At 58.6% G+C, this 21634-nt stretch carries 13 protein-coding genes; 6 read left to right on the top strand and 7 right to left on the bottom strand.

Going from position 1 to position 21634, the window contains the following annotated elements; all coding sequences use genetic code 11:
- Positions 1-249: 249 nt before the first annotated feature.
- Positions 250-1545 (bottom strand): BaiN/RdsA family NAD(P)/FAD-dependent oxidoreductase, encoded by a 1296-nt coding sequence (locus tag NB063_RS02700; protein WP_407652531.1) that lies wholly within the window; start codon positions 1543-1545, stop codon positions 250-252.
- A 241-nt stretch (positions 1546-1786) separates the two neighbouring features.
- Between NB063_RS02700 and NB063_RS02695 the strand changes: the two genes are divergently transcribed.
- Positions 1787-2755: a polysaccharide deacetylase family protein gene (locus NB063_RS02695; RefSeq protein WP_250927189.1), complete on the top strand. Its 969-nt coding sequence runs from the start codon at positions 1787-1789 to the stop codon at positions 2753-2755.
- 12 nt (positions 2756-2767) lie between these two features.
- Complete coding sequence (locus NB063_RS02690) at positions 2768-3991, top strand: glycosyltransferase family 4 protein (RefSeq protein ID WP_250927188.1); 1224 nt, start codon at positions 2768-2770, stop codon at positions 3989-3991.
- Here the strand turns inward: NB063_RS02690 and rnpA are convergent.
- The 5 genes from rnpA to nadA all read right to left on the bottom strand — a co-directional run bounded on the left by rnpA (position 3975) and on the right by nadA (position 9318).
- Entirely contained in the window at positions 3975-4346 is a 372-nt protein-coding gene (gene rnpA / locus NB063_RS02685; RefSeq protein ID WP_250927187.1) for a ribonuclease P protein component, read from the bottom strand. The genes NB063_RS02690 and rnpA overlap by 17 nt on opposite strands.
- Positions 4346-5677 (bottom strand): dihydroorotase, encoded by a 1332-nt coding sequence (gene pyrC, locus NB063_RS02680; protein ID WP_250927186.1) that lies wholly within the window; start codon positions 5675-5677, stop codon positions 4346-4348. Before pyrC ends, rnpA begins: the two co-directional genes overlap by 1 nt.
- A gap of 85 nt (positions 5678-5762) precedes the next feature.
- Positions 5763-6770 carry an aspartate carbamoyltransferase catalytic subunit gene (locus NB063_RS02675; protein ID WP_250927185.1) on the bottom strand — a complete coding sequence of 336 codons (1008 nt, stop codon included), beginning with the start codon at positions 6768-6770 and terminating at the stop codon, positions 5763-5765.
- Positions 6771-7678: 908 nt separating this feature from the next.
- On the bottom strand, positions 7679-8143 hold the full coding sequence (locus NB063_RS02670) for a DUF423 domain-containing protein (protein ID WP_250927184.1): 465 nt from the start codon (positions 8141-8143) through the stop codon (positions 7679-7681).
- Positions 8140-9318, bottom strand: coding sequence for a quinolinate synthase NadA (gene nadA, locus NB063_RS02665; protein ID WP_250927200.1), 1179 nt, complete (start codon positions 9316-9318; stop codon positions 8140-8142). Before nadA ends, NB063_RS02670 begins: the two co-directional genes overlap by 4 nt.
- 348 nt (positions 9319-9666) lie before the next feature.
- Here nadA and NB063_RS02660 point away from each other — a divergent pair, with 348 nt between their 5' ends.
- The gene (locus tag NB063_RS02660) at positions 9667-11136 is read left to right on the top strand and encodes a DUF1501 domain-containing protein (RefSeq protein WP_250927183.1); all 1470 of its coding nucleotides are present in this window, start codon (positions 9667-9669) and stop codon (positions 11134-11136) included.
- 114 nt (positions 11137-11250) lie between these two features.
- Here the strand turns inward: NB063_RS02660 and trpE are convergent, their stop codons facing one another.
- Positions 11251-12762 carry an anthranilate synthase component I gene (gene trpE, locus NB063_RS02655; protein ID WP_250927182.1) on the bottom strand — a complete coding sequence of 504 codons (1512 nt, stop codon included), beginning with the start codon at positions 12760-12762 and terminating at the stop codon, positions 11251-11253.
- A 204-nt stretch (positions 12763-12966) separates the two neighbouring features.
- On the opposite strand from trpE, the gene NB063_RS02650 reads away from it, so the two are divergent.
- The 3 genes from NB063_RS02650 (at position 12967) to uvrA (ending at position 21626) form a co-directional block, all read left to right on the top strand.
- On the top strand, positions 12967-13548 hold the full coding sequence (locus tag NB063_RS02650; RefSeq protein WP_250927181.1) for a UvrB/UvrC motif-containing protein: 582 nt from the start codon (positions 12967-12969) through the stop codon (positions 13546-13548).
- Positions 13545-14636 carry a protein arginine kinase gene (locus NB063_RS02645; protein WP_250927180.1) on the top strand — a complete coding sequence of 364 codons (1092 nt, stop codon included), beginning with the start codon at positions 13545-13547 and terminating at the stop codon, positions 14634-14636. The genes NB063_RS02650 and NB063_RS02645 overlap by 4 nt, the downstream gene beginning before the upstream one ends.
- Positions 14637-14987: 351 nt before the next feature.
- Positions 14988-21626 carry an excinuclease ABC subunit UvrA gene (uvrA, locus tag NB063_RS02640; protein WP_250927199.1) on the top strand — a complete coding sequence of 2213 codons (6639 nt, stop codon included), beginning with the start codon at positions 14988-14990 and terminating at the stop codon, positions 21624-21626.
- Positions 21627-21634: the final 8 nt, after the last annotated feature.

Raw genomic sequence — 21634 nt, 5'->3', positions numbered from 1 at the left:
GCAGGAAATGAAAGCATTGCTGGAAACTTGTCGATCGGAAAGGTAACGGGATAGGCGTTAAGCAAGCAAATGGAACTGATTCGGTATAACGACAATTCCGCTGAACGTGATCTGTTCGACGTAGGCCGGACCAAGGAGCGTCAGCGACGCAGTTCCGGCACAACTGAGCAAGTGAATGCCGGAACCCGCAAAGCCTCGGTCCGGCCTACATTTCGCGGCAATTTCGCCAGAAGATTCCTGCATGCCTGCTTAGCCTTCGGCGGGCTCGGTCGCCGCGAGGGCTGCCGCACGGCCTGTGCTAAATGCGGCTTGGAAATTGTATCCGCCGATCCATCCGTCGACGTCCAAGACTTCCCCGGCGATGTACAAACCATTAGCCCGGCGACTGTGCATCGTTCGTGGGTCGACGTCTTTTAGCGAAACGCCTCCCGCGGTCACTTCCGCCTTAGCAAACCCCCGGGTGTCGTAGACCGGTAACGTCCAACGCTTGAGACAATCTATCAGTTGCTTCATCGAAGCGGTCGAGAATTCGGCGAGCGTTTTGTCGCCATCCGATGTCCTCGCACCACAGGAAACGACCAGCTCGGTCGCTAACCGCGAAGGCAACCAGGCGGCGATCGTCGAGTAGACGGTCTGTTTGGCATCCGGACCGCTTCGACGAGAGAATCGTTCTCGCAATTCCGCTTCGGTGATTTCAGGAAGAATGTCTAATTGCAATCTCCGATCGCGCATGGATTCCGCGGCCGTCATCACACCGCTGACATCCATTGCTGCGGGTCCAGAAAAGCCGAAGTGTGTGAACAACCACGATGCCCGACGTCGAACGAGCGGGCGTTTGGATGATGCGGTCGCGTTGTCGTGTACCTCGGCGACGACATCTTCGAGCGTGATCCCCGAAAGTGCCCGAGTCGCATCCGTCCCGCCGACCAAAGGCACGAGGGCAGGACGCGTCGGTACGATCGAGTGACCGAGGTTCGCCAACCATTCGTATGCGTCTCCCGTCGTACCACACCCCGGCCAACTGCGCCCGCCCGCGGTAACAATCACTTTATCTGCCGTCAGTTCATGTTCGCCTTGGGGAGAGGTTGTCGAAACGATCCAACCGCCACTCTCGGATGGGCGGATGCCGCGGACGGCGGATTCGGTTTCTAACCGCACGCCCGCATCGAGCATGTCGCGGTGCATCGCGTCGCGGACATCGAGGGCCCGATTGCTGCTGGGAAAGATCTTTCCGGTTACTTCGCGTTTGGTCCCCACGCCGAGCCGCTCGAAATGTTTGATCACATCCGTCGGTGGAAATTTGCCGACGCTCGGTTGCAGAAATCGTTTCGCGTGGCCGAACGCTTCGGTGATTCCCCGCGCGTCGGTATCGTGGGTGAGATTGCATCGGGTTCCGCCCGACATCAATATTTTGACTCCCGTCTTGCGATTCTTTTCCAACAGCGTGACATCACACTGCCGCCGGGCCGCGACAGCAGCCGCCATCATGCCGGCGGCGCCGGCGCCGATGACGACGATTCGGGGAGCATTCGAATGGGGGGACACGGGCATTTTTAGAGGATGGAAAAAGACGGTTTTCGTAGCAGGTTCTCGCGTGATCGACACAATCGTCCCGACTCGCAAAACCGGCCTCCAATTCGCGCATAGGAGACCCTCAGTCTGACAGGGAATCCTCTCGGGGGGCAGGCGTGACTTACAAAATAGATAGCCTTGGTTGTGGCTCTCGCCGGTCGGCCTCCCCTCGTTCTGCCGACCGTTCATCCCCCTAAGCCAAACGTCTCGCCCCGTGAATTTCCTCCGCACCCTCGCCTTGGGCACCCGCTACACGCTTAGCCGTCACCGAAGGTCCAAGCGGATGCGGGACCTCGCCGCAGCAAATCAGGCACCGATCTCGGTATTGTTCTACCACCGAGTCGCCGACTGCCATCCCAACGATTGGACGATCTCGACCGACCAATTCATTCGTCACGTCGAATATTGCCGAGAACATTACGAAATCATCTCGCTCGGCGAAGCGCAAAAACGGCTCCAAGAAAACTGCTCACCACGTCCTGCCGTCTGCATCACGTTTGACGATGGTTACGCGGAGAACATGCAATCGGCCATCCCATGGCTAATCCGAAACCGAATTCCATGTACGTATTTTGTCGCAACCGAACACGTCCGTCACGGACGACCGTTTGCACATGACGTAGAAGCCGGATGCCCACTCGCGACCAATACGATCGAACAACTCCGCGCCGCGGCAAAGGGTGGAATCGAAATCGGCTTGCACACCGCGAACCACGTCGACTTCAACACGATCACGACGTATCAGGAACTCGAATCCGAGATTGTCGATGCGAAGATGGATCTCGAAATGATGATCGGCGAGCCGATCGACTATTTTGCCGTTCCGTTCGGCATGCCTGAGCAAATGCGTCCCGCCGTGTTCGAAGTTGCACGTCGTTGTGGGATCCGCGGCGTCTGTAGTGCGTTCGGCGCTTACAACTTGGTGGGCGACGATCCGTTCCACATCCGCCGCATCCACGGTGACCCCGACTTCATCCGGCTCCGCAATTGGCTGAGCTTTGACGAACGCAAACTCCGGTACATGCCTTCGCTCCCCACTGAGGACATTTTGGTTGAGCAGAATTTGAGCGAACGCCAAGACGAGGCCGACGTGGTCTCCTCAGCAGGAGCCGTCGCATTGGCGAACGGAGACTCACTCTTCGTGGATTCTTCTCTACTCCAGCAACCAACAATTCACGCCTAACCTTTTCGCCGTATGACTGTATCGAGCCAAGCTCTCAAATGTTGTTTCATCATCACTTCGATGCCGGTCGGCGGTGCGGAGACGTTGCTCGTCAATCTGATGCGGCGGATGGATCCTGATCGCGTCCGCCCCGAGGTGATCTGTCTCAAAGAGCCCGGTCCGCTCGGCAAAGAAATCGCGGACGAGTTCCCGGTGCACTCGAATCTGATTGGTGGAAAATACGACATCGCGGTGGTTCCACGTCTCGCCAAATTGCTGCGGAAACGCGGCGCCGATGTGGTGATCACCGTCGGAGCCGGCGACAAGATGTTTTGGGGACGACTCGCCGCAAAATTGGCGGGTGTCCCTGTGATCGCTTGCGCACTCCATTCGACCGGATGGCCCGATGGCGTCGGAAAACTCAACCGATTGTTAACTCCGATCACCGATGCGTTCATTGGTGTTGCCGATTCACACGGTGAGTTTTTGCGGGAATTTGAAAAATTCCCCGCGTCCAAAGTCAACGTGATCCGAAATGGTGTCGATTGCGACCGTTTCCGTCCCGATCCCAACGCACGTGAATCCGTCTTCGCTGAACTCGGTTTGCTCCCCGAAGCTCAAGTAATCGGACTCGTCGCGGCGCTACGGCATGAAAAGAACCACGCGATGTTGGTGCAAGCCGCGGCACGGCTTCAAGAACAACATCCGAACCTGCACACGTTGATTATCGGCGAAGGCCCCGAGCGGGAGACGATCGAACCGCTTCGTGAACGCCTCGGCTTAACCGATCGGGTGCACTTGCTCGGTAATCGTTCGGATACGCCGCGTTTGCTCGCGGCGATGGACGTCTTCACCTTGTGTTCGCTCAATGAAGCCTCACCGGTATCGATCTTGGAGGCACTCGCGTGTGCGACCCCCGTCGTTTCCACGGACGTCGGTTCGATCCGCGAAACGGTCATCCCGAACCAAACCGGCTTGCTCGTCGAAAGCGAAGACCTCGACGGATTCGTCGCAGCCATCGATCAATTACTGAACGATCCCCGCTCACGTTCGACGATGGGTCACAACGGCCGCGAACTGGTGATGAATACTGGATCACTCGTGTCGATGGTCGACGGATACGAAAACCTGATGCATCGCATTCATGCGAAGAAACGGTCTCCCGAGATCGTGAGCGAAGGAGTCGCGCGGCGATCGCAGCGACATCAAAATCAAAATCCCCTCGCGGCAAAATCGAAAGTCATGACGACTTCTTAATCCGCCGAATCGCTTTGACCGCGAGTCGAGGCAGGCCTCGCTGAATCACAGACCATTTCAGCACCGCGTCTTTCTTTGGTCGCACGACGAGGTCATAGCCGTCGGGGATCAGCGATCGTTGCGTCCGGAATGATTCCCGGATCAAACGTTTCCACTGGTTGCGAACGACAGCGTTGCCGGTCTTTTTGGGAATCGTTACGCCCAGCCGTGTCGGTTCGCCGAGGCAATCGGCACCACGAGGCAGCGCAAAAACGACGAGCGTTCCATCGGCAGCGCATCCGCCACGGCGGAGTACACGTGTGAAGTTGTCGCCTTTGCAAACCCGCAACGACTTGGGGAATTCGTGACCGGTCATTAGGCGACGATCGCCGACTCTTCCACACAAACGAACAACAACCGACCACCAACGATGGTGTGCGTCACGCGACCGTACAACTCGCGATTTTCCATCGGAGTGCTTTGACACTTCGAAAGAAATTCGCTCGCGTGAACGGTATACGATGACTCCGGGTTGAGGATCGTGACATCGGCCGGGGCACCGATTCCGAGCGTTCCGGCGGACAATTTGGCGATCTTGGCAGGGTTCGTCGATAGGCATTCGATGGCACGCGACCACGACAAAATGTCGGTGCGAACCATGTCGGTGATGACGGCGGAAACCGTCGTTTCCAACGTCGCTGCGCCGAACGGAGCTTCGTCGAGATCGTTGCCTTTTTTCTCGCCCGCTCGCGGCATGTGGCCGGTTTGAATCGCATCGATCGTGCCGTCGGCAACCGCTTGTTGCAACGACTCGACGTGGGCCGGGCTCCGCATCGGCGGATGGACTTTGAAACGCGAATCGAACGAACGCAACAACGCGTCGCTGCCGTGAAGGTTGTGCGGGCAGACCGAGGCGGTGATTCCGATACCACGGTTTTTCACTCGACCGATCATGTCGATCGCGCCCATCGTGCTGACCGGACCGACATGCAATCGACCCTTCGTCGCTTCGGCCAAACGGACGTCCCGAGCAACCGCGAGATCCTCGGCTTCGGTCGGCAACCCTTTTAATCCGAGGACCAACGAAACTTGCCCGTCGTGCATCACACCGCCTTCGGCCAACCCCGGAACTTCTGGGCGATCAAAGATCGGCAGGTCAAACATCCGGCAATAATCGAGCGCCCGTTTGAGCAAGGCGTCGTTGGGCATTGGTCGCGGCGAATCGCTGAATCCGATCGCTCCGGCTTCGGCGAGAATCGCCAATTCGGCCATCTGTTCGGCTTCGCGGGCCTTACTCAAACACGCAATCGGATAAACGCGAACGCCACCGACACGTTGTGCAATCTGCGTGACCAACTCCACCGCGGCGGCGGAGTCGATGACAGGGTTCGTGTTGCTGCAGCAGAGCACCGACGTGTAACCGCCTGCCAATGCCGCGTCGCTGCCCGATTGAATCGTTTCGTCTTCCTCGCGGCCAGGCTGCCGGAGTTCCGCACCGAGATCCACGAACCCTGGCGTGACAATGCGTTCGCGGGCATCGATCCAGTGCGCGTCACCGGGCACATCCCCATCGCTCGGATCAATCGCCGCGATGTGACCATCAACGATCAGCAATCGAGCGATGCGGTCGACGCCGTGAGCCGGGTCGATCACTCGCCCACCGTCGATCACGATCGGTTGGTAGGGCGTCGGGGTGCGGAATGACATGGGCGGCAATGAGATGGGTTAGCGTGTTCGGTTCGGTTCGTTCGGGTCAGTTCCATTCGGAATGGCTAGTTCACCATTGATCCGTTCACAATTGATCGTTTGCACCGGCCAGCAACCAGAGTGCGGCCATCCGCACTGCGATGCCGTTGGTAACCTGTTCGAGGATCACGGAGTGTGGACCGTCAGCGACTTCAGGCGTGATCTCGACACCACGATTAATCGGTCCGGGTGCCATGATCAGGATGTTATCTTTTGCTCGCCGCATCCGGTCGCCGTTCATCGCATACAACGCCGCATACTCACGGACACTCGGGAATGGACGCGTGGACTGCCGCTCAAACTGGATCCGCAACAGATTCAAAACGTCGCAGTGTTGAACAATGTCATCTAAACGGTGGGCGACTTCGAAACCGATCTCTTCCCAGCGATGGCTGACCAAAGTCGGCGGGCCACAGATGATGACCTTGGCACCGAGCGCTTTCAGCCCCCAGATGTTGCTCCGGGCCGTTCGGCTGTGAGCGATATCGCCGACCATCGCGATCGTCATCCCAGCCAACAACTCGCTCGGATCGACCTCGTCACTGGTCCAGTTCGACGGTCCGCGGTGCTGCAGAATCGTCAGGATGTCGAGCAAACCTTGCGTCGGATGCTCGTGCGGGCCGTCGCCCGCGTTGAGAACACTGCACTTGAGTTCGCGTGCGAGCAGGTGTGGCGTGCCCGGCGTGGAGTGGCGTGTCACCACCCAATCGACCCCCATCGCTTCGATGGTCTTGGCCGTGTCGACGAACGTTTCGCCTTTCGCGACGCTGCTACCCGAACTGCTGAATTCAACAGTGTCCGCACCGAGCCGTTTGGCAGCCAATGAGAAGCTGTTTCGGGTCCGCGTGCTGTTTTCAAAAAACAGGTTCGCACACGTTTTGCCCGACAACAGAGACAATTTTCGCCGACACCCGTCGGTCAACTCTTTGAGCGTTTGGGCCGTCTTCAAAATCGCGTGAAGCTCGTCCGACCGCAGTCGCTCGAGATCCAACAAGTGTTTGTGACGCCAAATTGACGGGAATGTCAGCGGTGGATCTTCGGTCATCGTTTCCATAAGGCCAAATTGTACGAACTCGTTTGAGTCTCGACGAGCGGTCGGGGTGCAAACTTTTTACGCGACGGGTCGACGGACACAAGGCTCGAAGGCCCGGAATTTCCATGCTGACGTCGACAGTTTGATTCGCCCGCCTCAACCGAAGCGACACCAATGCGTTCTAAAAAAAGCGAAAACCAACCGGCGATCCCGCCCACGCCCCCGACCGGGGTAATCTTGCCGAGCAAAAGCGTGCCGCGATCGCGAGAACAAACGGCTACCGGAAAAAACAAATTTCCTCGTCCCGCAGCTCAAGTAGGCCGGACCAAGCGAAGCGAAGTTCCGGCAATCCAATATTTATCATCATAGCCGCACCCATGACGTTGCCGGAGCAGCGTCGCTACGCTCCTTGATCCGGCCTACTTCGCTCAGGCCAAAAGAGAGTGGCCGAACGCTCCGCGGTCGGAATCGCTAACCTACCGACCGCGGAGCGTTCGGCCACATAGAAAGACGTGCCCAGTGATTGCGGAGTTGTATCGGGCCTTCGGGGCTTTGGTGTCGGCTTGGCTGTGAACCGGCGCATTTGAGGCCCCGGCAATGGTTGTATCAGCTCTTGAAGTTCGGGTGGGCATTCTCATGCCAGTAACCCTCAATGCTGCGAGTGGCCTCGGTGGGCCACATTGGCTGCAATCCGTGAACAATGAAATCCCGGCCCAACCAGACGCAGGCCGGAACAAGTGCAGGGACGTTCCGGCAGTCCAAAATTACTATCGTTGCCGCATCCAGGCCGTCGCCGGAGCAGCGTCGCTACGCTCCGTGATCCGGCCTACTTCACCCGCCGAAACTGCCCAACAAACGTAGGCCGGAACAAGCGAAGCGCAGTTCCGGCATTTCAAAATCATCATGGAAGCCAAACCGGACCGACCGATTCAGCGAATTGTCCGCGGCAAAACCTTCAGCAAGGCCAACAGACACCAACCTACGATCCAGCACACACCGCCAATCGGAGTGATCGCTCCCAGCCACGTGGTGTTGGTCAAGACAAGCAAATAAAGACTGCCGGAGAAAAAAAAGATCCCCGCCACAATCAACGCAAAACTGCACGAGAATAAACGCCCGTGTCGAAGAGGCAACGCAACCATGACCAGCAACACGATCGCATGAGCCAAGTGGTAACGGGCACCGGTATCGAACTGGGCCAATCGCCGGGTGAGCGTTTCATCGTCCATCGAATAGCGGGCCAACCAATCCGGTAAACCATGGGCTCCAAACGCGCCAATCAATACTGCGAGCATTCCCGCAATCGCGGCGATCGGCAACATCGCCGAGCCTAAGTCACAACAGGGCTGGCGGTCGCCGTTCGCTGAGTCGATCTGCTCCGGCGTTTCGCTCACTTAACCGCCAACATTCGTTCCAACGCGATCAAGCTCCACTTCATCGTTTCATCTTCGACGCGGATTTGATTGACCAGATTTCCGTCGCGAAGGTTTTCGAGCGTCCAGCAAAGATGCGGCAGATCGATTCGGTACATCGTTGCACACATGCAAACCACCGGGCTGAGGAAGTGAATCTCTTGCTCGGGGTGTTCAGCTTTAAGGCGATTGACGAGATGCAATTCGGTACCGATCGCCCATTTCGTTCCCGGCTCGGCCGATTTCACCGTGTTGATAATTTTGCCCGTACTGCCGCTGATGTCGGCAATGTCGTTGACGTCTCGCGGACATTCCGGGTGGACCAAAATCTTGATCCCCGGATGCTCGGCGCGGAACTTGGCGACGTGTTCGGGGCGGAACATTTGATGGACGCTGCAGTGGCCCTTCCACAAAATCACGCGGGCGTTTTCGATTTGCTCGTCCGAGTTGCCGCCCATCTCCAAAGCGTACGGATCCCACACCGGCATTTCTTCTTCGGTGATCCCCATCCCGAGCGCAGTGTTTCGTCCGAGGTGTTGGTCGGGGAAGAAGAACACTTTCTGGCCACGTTCGAATGCCCATTCGAGCACGGCGCGGGCGTTGCTGCTGGTGCAAACGATCCCACCATGACGCCCACAGAACGCTTTCAGGCTGGCGGCACTGTTGATGTACGTCACTGGGATGACTTGTTCGGTATCGATCACTTCGCCCATGTCCGCCCAAGCGGCTTCGACTTGCCGAATCCCGGCCATGTCCGCCATCGAACATCCCGCAGCCATATCGGGCAGCAAGACATCGACGCGACGTCCGCCGCGAGCTTCCACCCGATCGGGCCGGTTGGCCAAAATGTCAGCGGTTTCGGCCATGAAGTGGACACCACAGAAAACGATCGTTCGGCATTTCCCGCTGCTCGCCGCCATCTCTGACAACTGGTAGCTATCACCGCGCAAGTCGGTGTGGGCGATCACGTCATCTTGCTGGTAGTGGTGGCCGAGAATCAGCAGTTCTTCGCCGAATTCCTTCCGGACCGCTTCGATCCGTTCACGCAACACCGGTTCGCTGAGCGTCTTGTACGGAGCCAGTGGCAAGGTGGCGTCGCTCGCAACAGCGGTTGCCGCATCCCCGGCGCCCTCTGGTTGGGCGGGAAGCACGGGCATCTGCGGAGAAACGGAGGATGCGTTGGGAGCTGGATCAGTCATCGATTTCTTCAGATGCGGGCGTGAGGGTGAGGATGGGGCACGTCACCGCTTTCATTCTACCCCCCGCAGCCGATTTCATAAACTGCCGAGTTTTGAGTAGGGGGAGCTGGGAGCTGGGGAGCTGGGAGTAGGGGAGCTGGGAGTAAGGGGACGGGGGACGGGGGAGTTGTGCAAGCACAGGCGCCCAGCTCCCAGCGCCCAGCTCCCAGCTCCCAAAACTTCCTCCGCAAAAACCTTGTAGACTATCTACTGCCCTCCACCGTATTGCACCAAAGCACGCCCACCGCTCCCTCCCCCACACCTGCCATGACTTCGAAATCATTCTGTGGTCGCACTCGCCGCGAATTCATTTGGGAAGCCGGTGCGGGATTTGGTGCGGCGGCGCTGAGCGGGATGCTCGGCCGTGACGGCTTTTTTAGCTCCGCGTCAGCGAACACGCCCGGCGGGCCCGCGGATCCGGCGCAATCGGCGGGGCCGATGGCCGTCAAACCGCCGCACTTTGCCCCCAAAGCGAAATCGGTCATTTTCCTGTTCATGTACGGCGGGCCGAGCCATATTGACACGTTCGACTACAAACCCGCCATGAAAGGCATGGACGGCAAAACGGTTGACGTCAAAACCTTCGGCCGTGGCGGCCACAAAGCCGGCGGACGGATCGTCGAACCTCGCTGGGATTTCCATCAATACGGAGAATGCGGCAAACACGTCTCCACGCTGTTCCCCAACATCGCTCGGCATGTCGACGACATCGCGTTCCTGCATTCGATGACCGCCGATTCACCAATCCACGGTTCGGCGATGTTGATGATGAACAGCGGCAAAATCCTGTCGGGCAACCCTGCACTGGGTTCGTGGCTGACGTATGGACTCGGCAGTGAAAACCAAAACCTTCCGGGTTTCGTCGTGATGCTCGATCCGACCGGCGGCCCGATCAGCGGCGCCAAAAACTGGTCGAGCGGGTACATGCCGGCGACTTACCAAGGCACCGTGTTCCGCACCAAGGGAGCCCCGATCCTGGATCTGGCCCCGCCCAGCGATCTGACTCCCGCCGCGCAGCGTCGCATTATCGATTCGATTCAAATCGCCAACCAACGGCATCTGACCAGCCACGGCAACGAAGAGTCGCTCGCGTCACGGATCAGCAGCTACGAACTCGCCTACAACATGCAATCAGCGGCTCCCGAAGCGGTCGATTTGTCCGACGAAACCGCCGAAACGCGAGCCCTTTACGGAATCGACCAGTCGAAGACCGCCGACTTCGGCACGCGCTGCTTGCTCGCCCGGCGACTCGTCCAACGCGGCGTGCGTTTCATCCAGCTCTACTCAGGCGGCGCGCATAACGATGACAACTGGGACGCCCACGGCGATTTGGAAGTCAACCACAACAAACACGCCGGTGCCACCGATCAACCGATTGCCGCGCTCCTAACCGACCTCAAACGCACCGGACTGCTCGACGAAACCCTCGTCGTATGGGGCGGCGAATTCGGCCGCCAACCAACCGCGGAATACGCCAAAGGCAGCGGTCGTGATCACAATTCGTACGGATTCACGATGTGGATGGCGGGCGGTGGCATCAAAGGCGGGATCAGTTACGGAACCACCGATGAACTGGGCAGCGTCGCGGTCGACAACCCGCTGCATGTCAAAAACCTGCACGCGACGATCTTGCACCAGATGGGCCTTGATCCCAACCACCTCTCGTATTTCTACAGCGGCTTGGATCAAAAACTGGTCGGTGTCGAAGAAGTCGAACCGATCCACGCGATCATTTGAATCGCGTACCTTTATCAGACGTAACCGGAGTGGCCTGACATCGAAAGCCTGAATTTGGGCAAATTCAGGTACGGTGGTGTTGTGCTGCGAGCCTCCGAGATACTCGGCTACGCGTTACGATCCGTTTTGCGTTCGGGCGATCGTCCATTCAATCGCCGCGATCAACGCGCGGGCCTTATTGAGCGTTTCCTCGTATTCTTTATCTGGATCGCTGTCTGCGACCACGCCGCATCCTGCCTGGACGTGATAAGTGTTGTTTTGGAAGACGATCGTCCGAAGCGCCAAACACGTATCCATGTTCCCGCGATAGTCGATGTAGCCAACCGCGCCGCCGTAGGGGCCACGTCGATGAGGCTCAATTTCGTCGATCACTTCCATCGCCCGGACCTTCGGCGCTCCTGAAACCGTGCCAGCCGGCAAACAGGCCTTCAACGCGTCGAACGCATCGAGCCCTTCGCGGAGCCTGCCCCGCACTTCGCTGCTAATGTGCATCACGTGTGAATAGCGTTCGATCACCATCACTTCGGTCAACTCGACCGTTCCAAACTCAGCGACCCGCCCGATGTCGTTGCGACCGAGATCGACCAACATCACGTGTTCGGCACGCTCTTTGGGGTCAGCGAGCAGTTCGTGTTCGAGAGCGATGTCCTCCGCTTCGGTCGCCCCGCGCGGCCGCGTGCCCGCGAGCGGACGGACGGTCACCATGCCGTCCTTGACCCGGCACATGATCTCGGGGCTGCAACCGACCAAAACGCAATCCGGACTACGGACAAAAAACATAAACGGCGAGGGATTGACCACACGCAGCGACCGATACACCGCCAACGGATCCACGTCGCTGTGAACCGTCAATCGCTGGCTCGGCACGACCTGGAAGATATCGCCGGCGCGGATGTACTCGACGCACTTCCGCACCGCGTCGCAAAAGGTTTCTCGCGTGAAGTTGGACTCGACCGGCAATCGATGACGCTGGTCAGCTTCGAGAATTTCCTGACACTGATGGGGAAGCGGTTGATTGAGTTTCTCGATCGTGCTGTCGACTTCACTGGCCGCGGCGGAGTACGCCGCGTCGATGTCGCCGCCGTCTTCGGTGATCGCCCGACAATCGGCGAGCGAAACGATCGTGATGGTTTTGTCGACGTGATCAAAAACGCACAGCGTGTGGTAAAACGCGAAGTCCAAATCAGGCAGCTCGCGGTCATCTTCGGTCGTGTCCGGCAAATCTTCGACGTAGCGAACGACGTCGTACCCGGCGTAACCGATGGCGCCTCCGATAAACGGCGGCAACGCATCGAGTGTCGCGGTCCGATCGCTAAAATGTTTTCGGAATTCGTCGAGTGGATCGTCGCTCGTCGATTCGACCACCTTCCCGGTGGACGACTCCGTTTGCCAGATTCGTTTGCCTTTGGCGGTGAATCTCGCGAGCGGTTTGGCACCCAGAAAGCTGTACCGGCCGACTTTCTCGCCGCCGATCACGCTCTCGATCAAAAACGCGGGCCCGCCGTCATCGAGCAGCGTGAACGCCGTGACAGGTGTCAGGGCGTCAGACAACAATTTTCGAAACACCGGCACAAAATCGTAACGGCGAGCGAGATCAGCAAATTCGTCAGGGGCCGGGTGATGCATGTTTGTTTTTGCGAGAGAACCGAAGCAGCGGCAATAGTTTGGGCAGACTAAGGGAAAACGACAACCGGGAACAATTACGGTTCATTTCGCTCGCGTTGACACTCCTAGGGGCAGCGATAGAATCCCTGAACGTTTCTTCGCCAATGATGAAAACCTGCCGACGCCCCGGAACGTAATACCGACAACCTACGCATCGAGATCCCCATGAAATGTCAGTATTGCGACAAACCCGCCACCTTCCATATTACCGAGCTTACCCAACCGGGTGGCCCGCAGATTCTGCATCTGTGCGAGCACCACGCCCGTACAGTGCTTCAAAAGGAAGCGCCTAGCCCGATCAAAACGATCACCGGGGCTCTCGCCAAACAATTGCAACTCGGGCAAACCAAAGAAGAACTGCAGAAACTCGACAAGAAAGAATGCCCGTCGTGCGGCATCACGTTTTTCGAGTTCCGTAATTCGGGACGGCTCGGATGCCCGATGGACTACACCCACTTCGAATCTGACCTCACGCCCCTGCTAATCAACATCCACGATTCCCTCGAACACACCGGCAAACGGCCCTCTCGCGCGGCGGCGAACGTCGACGCCCAAGCGGAATTGATCAGCCTGCGGAAGGCGATGGAGGCGGCCGTGCAAAACGAAGACTACGAAACGGCTTCGCAAATCCGCGACAAAATCAACGAAATCCAAGGCGACCCCAAGCACCCAGGTTACGTGCCCCCGTCCGAAAATGACGACGCCGACTCTGAGGAATCGGCATCTGGCGAAGGGGGCGGATTATGAAACAAGCCACGGACCTCTCCGTCTTAGTCAAAAACAGCGGTGAATGGCTCAAAGGAACCGGCCCCGAATCGGACATCGTGATCAGCAGCCGGATCCGATTGGCACGAAACCTCGCCGGATTTCCGTTTATCAAGAAATGCAGCGATGACGATCGACGCAAAATCGAACGCCAAGTTCGCACGCGGCTCGAAGCCCTCGCCGGTTGGGATGACATCCAATACGTCGATATCGATTCGTTGGCCGAAGTCGATCGGCAATTCCTGGTCGAACGACAATTGATCAGCCGCGAGATCGCCGAAGCCGAGGGCAGTCGTGCCGTCGCAATCGATCCCGGCGAGCAGTATTCGGTGATGATCAACGAGGAAGACCATTTGCGACTCCAGGTCATGCACAGTGGGCTGGACCTGATCAGTGCCTGGGAACAAATGGACAAACTCGATGACGCGATCGAAGGTGAGTTGCTGTACGCGTTTCACCCTCGTTTCGGTTACCTGACCGCTTGCCCGACCAACGTCGGCACGGGCCTCCGCGTCAGCGTGATGTTGCACTTGCCCGGTCTGGTCATCACGCAACAGATCGAAAAGGTCTTCCGGAGCATGCAGCGGATCAACGTCACCGTGCGGGGACTCTACGGGGAAGGCTCGCAGTACACGGGCGACTTTTACCAAGTCAGTAATCAGGTGACGCTCGGCCATACCGAACGCGAACTGTTGACGATGGTTGGTGAAGAAGTTGTCCCTCGGATCATCGACTATGAACGCAAAGCCCGCGACTTCCTGATGGAAAAAGGCGAACAGGATTTGCTCGACGACGTCAGCCGCGCGCTCGGCATCCTCAGCACGGCGAGGAAGATCAGCAGCGAAGAGACGATGCACTATTTGTCAAAAGTGCGAATGGGCGTGAACTTGGGACTGATCGACGACGTCGAAGTCGCAACGATCAACAAATTGTTCATCCACACCCAACCGGCCCACTTGCAAAAACTGCAAGGTCGGATGCTGACCACGAGCGATCGACACATCGAACGTGCCAACTACCTGCAACGTCACCTCCGCGATTCCGGTTCGTTGCCGGAGGAACTCAACTGATGCAGCCGGAGATCTCTCGGCAGCTGAGTTTGTTTGCAAACACGGCGGGAGATGTTCCAATGGTTGATCTGCGACGTCCGAGCGGCTCGGTTCGTATTGGTCGCCGCAGACTTCGCTCGATACGCACCCACTTGCCCCGACGCGACGATGGACCTGATTCGCCTCGCACCGCCTCGCCGCATACCGCCTCGCCCTGCCCACCTGACCTCCTCTGAGCGGCAACCGGAATGCCCGTCTCTTGATCGCACCTCATTCGTTTGATTTCTCGCTTTGACCGACCGTGCCCCAAAGGATTGTGCGATTTCGACCACCGGTGATTTGCCGAACGGTCGCGATGTGTCGCCGCGCGTGGTGGATCCGAGCACGCGAGAAATCACGGTCAAAGGTGCCCGCGAACACAATTTGCGAGACATCGATCTTTCGCTGCCTCGCGGCCAACTGATTTGCTTCTCAGGCGTTTCGGGCAGCGGCAAGAGTTCGCTCGCGTTCGACACGCTCTACGCCGAAGGTCAACGTCGATACGTCGAGAGCCTTAGCAACTCGGCTCGACAATTCATGGGGCAAATGCCCAAACCCGATGTCGATCTCGTCACGGGACTGAGCCCCTCGATTTCGATCAGCCAAAAGTCAACGGGCAACAACCCGCGAAGTACCGTCGGTACGATCACGGAAATCCATGACTTCCTCCGCGTGCTGTTCGCCCGCGTTGGCACCGGCTATTGCCCGTACTGCGAAACGCCGATCCAAGCCCAGACCGCGGACGCGATTTTGAGCCGCATCCTCGGCTGTGTCGAAGATGCCGACGTCGAGGGCGATGGCAACGACGTATCGCTGTGGATTCTCGCCCCGCTCGTTCGCGGTCAAAAAGGCGAGTTCAAAGATCTCTTTGAAGATTTGCGAAAACAAGGCTTCAACCGCGCCCGCGTCGACGGGGACACAATCCGCTTGTCCGATCCTCCGCCGCTCGATCGTGCGGTCCGCCACGACGTCGAAGTCGTCATCGACCGGATCATTTTGCCGCGAAAGATCGACGCGTCACTCGATCGGGCCCGGGCCAGCGAAGCGGTTGAACTGGCTTTAAAGCTGGGTGATGCGACCTTGATCGCTTCGATCACGAGCACCGACATTGATGAAGTCGGACCGCCGAAAACAGATCACTTGTTCTCCTCACGATACTCGTGCCCGCAGTGTGGAACAAGTTTCCGTGCCCCCACGCCGCAACTGTTCAGCTTCAACAGCCCGCAGGGAATGTGCACGTCCTGCGATGGCATTGGCCGCCTGTACACGTTCGTGCCCGAGTTGCTCGTTCCCGACGCGTCGAAATCAATCCGCGGCGGAGCGATTCCGTTGCTCGGCAAATGGGGCGACGTGGGTCGCTATCGCCGGCAAATCTACATGGGATTTGCCGATGCGATCGACGAAGCTCTCGAGCTCAACACCGGCACGATGCTGGAATCGAGTTGGGATGAACTACCCGAGAAAGCTCGACACGTTTGGTTGTGGGGCGCCGACGAATCGCTCGATACGTCTGCCATCACGGGCAAGAAAGCCAAAAAGTACATCGTCGAGTTTGAAGGCCTGATCCCAGAATTGCTGGACCGCTATCGAACCGGTCGCAATAAGCTGCAACTGCGGCAATTCGAAAAACACATGAGCACGATCGACTGCCCGGATTGCCACGGCCGTCGCCTCAACGCACAAGCATCCGCCGTTCGTATCACCAGCAAATCCTTTGGCGATCTCCCGCCGACGAGCGAGCGCAACGGTGACGGCGTGCCGAGCGAAATTCCGGCTCACTCGAAAACCCTGCCGCAGCTTTGCGATTTGGCAATCGAAGAACTTGCCGAGTTTTTCCGCGACATCGACTTATCGCCGACCGACGCACGCATCGCCTCAGAAGCCCTCAAAGAAATCCGCGGCCGGATCGGCTTTCTGCTTGGCGTGGGTCTGGATTATCTCACGCTCGGACGAACCGCCCCGACGCTTTCGGGAGGCGAGTCACAACGGATTCGACTTGCCGGGCAGATCGGATCGGGGCTCTCGGGGGTGCTCTACATTCTCGACGAACCTTCGATCGGGTTGCACTCCCGCGATAACGACCGATTGATCGAAACACTCACCCGCTTACGTGACGCAGGCAACACGCTGATCGTCGTCGAACACGACGAAGACACGATGCGGGCCTCCGACATGATCGTCGACTTCGGCCCCGGTCCCGGGGTCAAAGGCGGCCACGTGGTCGCGTCCGGTTCGATTGAAGACGTTTGTAAATCATCGGAAAGTGTCACGGGTGCGTTCTTGTCGGGACGCCGCGCGATCGTGCCGCCGGAAAAACCTCGCGACATCGACGAATCGAAAACGCTGACGATTCGCGGTGCCCAGTATCACAACCTCAAAAACGTCGACGCAGTCATTCCTCTTGGAATCGTCGTTTGCGTTACCGGCGTCTCGGGCAGCGGCAAGAGTTCGTTGATCGGTGGCATCCTCGAACCGGCCCTCCGTCGAGATCTCAACGGAGCTGAATCCGAACCCGGCGAACACGATTCGATCGAAGGGATCGAGCATCTCGACAAAACGATCGCCATCGACCAATCGCCAATCGGGCGCACGCCTCGCAGCAACCCGGCAACCTACGTCAAAGTCTTCGACGAAATCCGCAATCTGTTCGCGAAACTGCCCGACGCGAAAACTCGCGGTTACACCGTCGGACGGTTCAGCTTCAATGTCGAAGGCGGACGCTGTAGTGCTTGTGACGGCAACGGTGCCAACAAACTCGAAATGGATTTCCTCGCCGACATTTGGGTCACGTGCCCGGTTTGCGGCGGGGAACGTTACAACCGCGAAACGTTGGCGGTCAAATTCAAAGGCAAATCGATCGCCGATGTCCTCGACATGGACATCTCCGAAGCACTCAGCCTGTTCGAAAACATCCCCAAGATCGCCGAGAAACTGCAAACGCTCGTCGATGTTGGTCTCGAGTATTTGAAACTCGGCCAACCGTCTCCGACGCTTTCGGGAGGCGAGGCCCAACGCATCAAACTCGCCAAAGAACTCAGCCGACGCGACACCGGCAACACGTTGTACGTGCTTGATGAACCCACGACCGGTCTGCACTTTGCCGACATCGAATTGCTACTCGGGGTGATCAACCGTCTCGCCGATCGCGGCAACTCGGTCGTGATCGTCGAACACAACCTCGACGTGATCAAAACCGCCGACTGGGTCATCGACATGGGTGTCGAAGGCGGTCGTGGCGGTGGTGAAATCGTCGCCCAAGGACGACCGGCGGACGTCGCACGAGCTGCCAACAGTTACACTGGAGAAGCCTTGGCTGGGGTGCTCGGGATCAAACGAGAGAAACCCAAACGACTCGCCAAAGCGATCCGTGACGTCGTCGCTCCGCCACCCAAAGCTCGCACGCACGTCGTCGTCGAAGGTGCCTGCGAGCATAACCTGCGACACGTCAACGTCGCGATCCCGCGCGACGCGATGACGGTGTTCTGTGGCCCGAGTGGCAGCGGCAAAAGCTCGTTGGCGATGGACACGATCTACGCCGAAGGCCAACGCCGCTACGTCGAGTCTCTGTCCAGCTACGCAAGACAATTCATCGGCCAAGTTCAAAAGCCCAAGGCCGAGCGGATCGAAGGATTGTCGCCCGCGGTGGCGTTGGAACAAAAGAACCTCGGTCATTCGCCGCGCAGTACCGTGGGAACGGTCACTGAGGTCTACGATTACCTTCGCATTCTGTTTGCGAAACTGGGCACGATGCACTGCCCCGATTGTGAGCTCCCAATTGGAACGCAGACCTCCGATCAAATCATCGAGAAAGTTCTGCAAATGCCCGACGGCACGCGGGCTCTCGTGCTGGCCCCGATCGAAGTCGCTGCGGGCGAAGCGTCGATGGAAACCTGGGCGACACTCAAATCAAGCGGCTACGCACGCGTTCGCATCGATGACGAAACCATCGATCTGGACGAAGCCAAACCGCTCGATTCCCGTCGCGTGCAGAGTGTCGCGGTGGTGGTCGACCGCGTGAAGATCAGCAAAGACGAGGCTTCGCGGATCAGCGACAGCGTCGAGCAAGCATTGTCACTCGGTGCCGGCGTGATCGAAATCGCGATCGCCGATTCCGACCGCGACGAACCCGAATGGGAAACGATCCGGCACAGCCAACACCTCGTTTGCGGTTGTTGCGGTCGTTCGTTCAATCAAGTCACACCCCACCATTTCTCGTTCAACTCTTCCGTCGGTTGGTGCCCCGGCTGCCAAGGCCTCGGCACGCAAACGGGAACCAATCCCGCCGCCTTGATGGGCACGCCGCAACAAACACTCGCCGACGGCGGCGCGTTGCTATGGCCCAAGACCGATCAAGCGGTCAGCCGGTGGATGTTGAAAGCCTTGTCGAGATCGACCGGCATCCCGATCAATCAACCGATCGAGCGTTTGACTTTGTCTCAAAAACGGATGCTCTTCCACGGCCTCGGACCGCGCTGGATCGAAGTCCGCCGCGGCGACACGGCGGAATCCGATGAGGTCGCCAAAGCGACCGGCAAAGGGCATCCAAGCGACATCCTGTTCCGATACCAGTTCAAAGGTTTTTACCCGGCACTCGAAGAAGCGTCACGGTTGACCCCGGGGCTGCGTGCAAAACTCGAAACCTTTGTCGCCGAAATCGATTGCAGCGTTTGCAACGGCTCTCGCTTGCGAGACGATTCGGCGGCGGTGAAGTTCCGCGGGCACACGATCGGTGATCTCGTTCACATGCCTCTCGATCGACTCGCCGAAGAAGTCGACGCGTGGGAAATGGACAAACGCGAACGCAAAATCGCTGGGGAACTCGTCCGTGAAGTTGAGTCACGAGTCCGCTTTCTGCGCGATGTCGGATTGGATTACCTGACGTTGCACCGGGGAGCCTCGACGCTTTCGGGTGGCGAAGCCCAACGGATTCGATTGGCAGCGCAACTCGGCAGTGGTCTTTGCGGTGTGCTTTATGTGCTCGACGAACCCACAATCGGGCTGCACCCGCGAGACAACTTGCGATTGCTTTCGGCACTCCACCGCCTCCGCGACCAAGGCAACACGCTGCTGGTCGTTGAGCACGATCATGACGTGATCGCGGGTAGTGACTACCTGTGTGATTTCGGTCCGCGAGCCGGTCGACACGGGGGTAATATCGTCGCCGAAGGCCCGCCATCCCGGATTGTTCCTCGCGAAACGTCCGTCACGGAACCATACCTTTCCGGCGAAAAACAGATCGAACTGCCCGCAGTCCGCCGTCCGGTTTATTCGGATGCGGGCAAACCGATGGTTGATTTCCTGACCGTCCGCGGTGCCCGCGAAAACAACCTCAACAACGTCGACATCGACATTCCGCTGGGCGTGATGACCGCCATCACGGGACCGAGCGGCAGCGGCAAAAGCTCGCTCATTAACGGCATCGTGTACCCGGTACTCGCGCGGCGACTGCACCGTGCCCGTATTCAATCTGGACGACACGACGAGATTGGTGGGCTGCGGTACATCAACAAAGTCATCCGGGTCGATCAATCACCGCTCGGCAACTCACCGAGCAGCAACCCGGCGACCTACACCGGCGTGTTTGATTTGATCCGCGGCGAGTTCGCCAGCCTGTCCGCGGCGCGTGAACGTCGCTTCACGCCGCGTACGTTCAGCTTCAACGTTTCCGGCGGACGATGCGAAACTTGCGAAGGAACGGGGCAACGAAAAATCGAAATGCACTTCTTGCCCGACGTTTGGATCCCCTGCGAAGAGTGCGGGGCGCGGCGGTACAACGAAGACGTCCTCGAAGTCAAACTGCACGGACGCAGCATTGCCGATGTGCTCGAGATGCCCTGCGGTGAAGCGGCCGATCTGTTCGCCTACCAACCACGAATCCACCGCGTGATCCAAACCCTCTGCGACGTCGGTCTTGAATACGTCACGCTCGGCCAGTCCGCACCGACACTTTCGGGTGGCGAAGCCCAACGCGTCAAACTTGCCGCCGAACTGGCACGTCCCGCGACCGGACACACGCTCTACCTGCTCGACGAGCCCACGACCGGCCTGCATTTTGGCGATATCGAAAAACTGCTCCACGTCATGCAGCAGCTCGTGGAAATCGGCAACACAGTGATCGTGATTGAACACAATTTGGACGTCATCAAGTGTGCCGATTGGGTGATCGACATGGGCCCTGGCGCCGGTGTGCACGGCGGCAGTGTCATCTTCGAAGGCACCCCCGAAGGGCTCGCCGCGACCGCCACGCAAGATGCAAGCCAGTCGCTACGTCCGGTCTCCGTGACCGCCGCTTTCCTGGCTGACGCCCTCCACGGCACCCGCACCGCCAAACCGCTCGCCCCGGGTGAATTCCCAACACCCGTCCCGCGTCGCGTGCCGGCCCCTATTGAAGAGACTCCGCCGCAGCCGCCGATCGAAATCGTCGAAACTCAGACGCCTTCGTTAGAACCGGCGAAACCTGTCGCCGAAACCAACTCCGCGGTGGCCTCGCTCCCTTCGGCAGTTCCCGCATCGCAACCTTGGAAAGCTCTTGGTCGTCGGTGGCACACGCTCGCCAAAGGCTTCCCAGAAAACTCGGCACCGAACTGGCCCCTCGAACTCGTCGATTCCGCACTGGACTTGTTGGCCAAAGTCGCCGGAGAGAAATCGCTCGACTACCCCGCCCCCGATCGCGTCGGCATCAAACTCGAAACGGGTGACTCCAACGACTCGCTCCCGTTATGGGCTGAGCTCGAAACGAAACGTCCCGATGGGGTTCACCTCAAACTTAGCGGCCCCAAGACCGCGATCGATCTGAATCAACTCTTGTCACTCGATTGGCTGGAAACTCAAGACGACAGCGGCACGGTCAATCTCAGCGATTCCGAACGAGTCACGCTCACGCTTCGGCTCACCGAAGTCGAGCACGCCCGCAGCGTGAAACTTCGCTCGTTCTTGCAAACGCACTTGCACCGCACGCGGTTGAATTCCTGATCCAACGG

The sequence above is a fragment of the Aporhodopirellula aestuarii genome, from assembly GCF_023701485.1.
GTDB classification, from domain to species: Bacteria; Planctomycetota; Planctomycetia; order Pirellulales; family Pirellulaceae; genus Rhodopirellula; species Rhodopirellula aestuarii.
The sequence above is the reverse complement of the archived record's forward strand: the minus strand, read 5'-3'. Positions and strand labels throughout refer to the sequence as shown.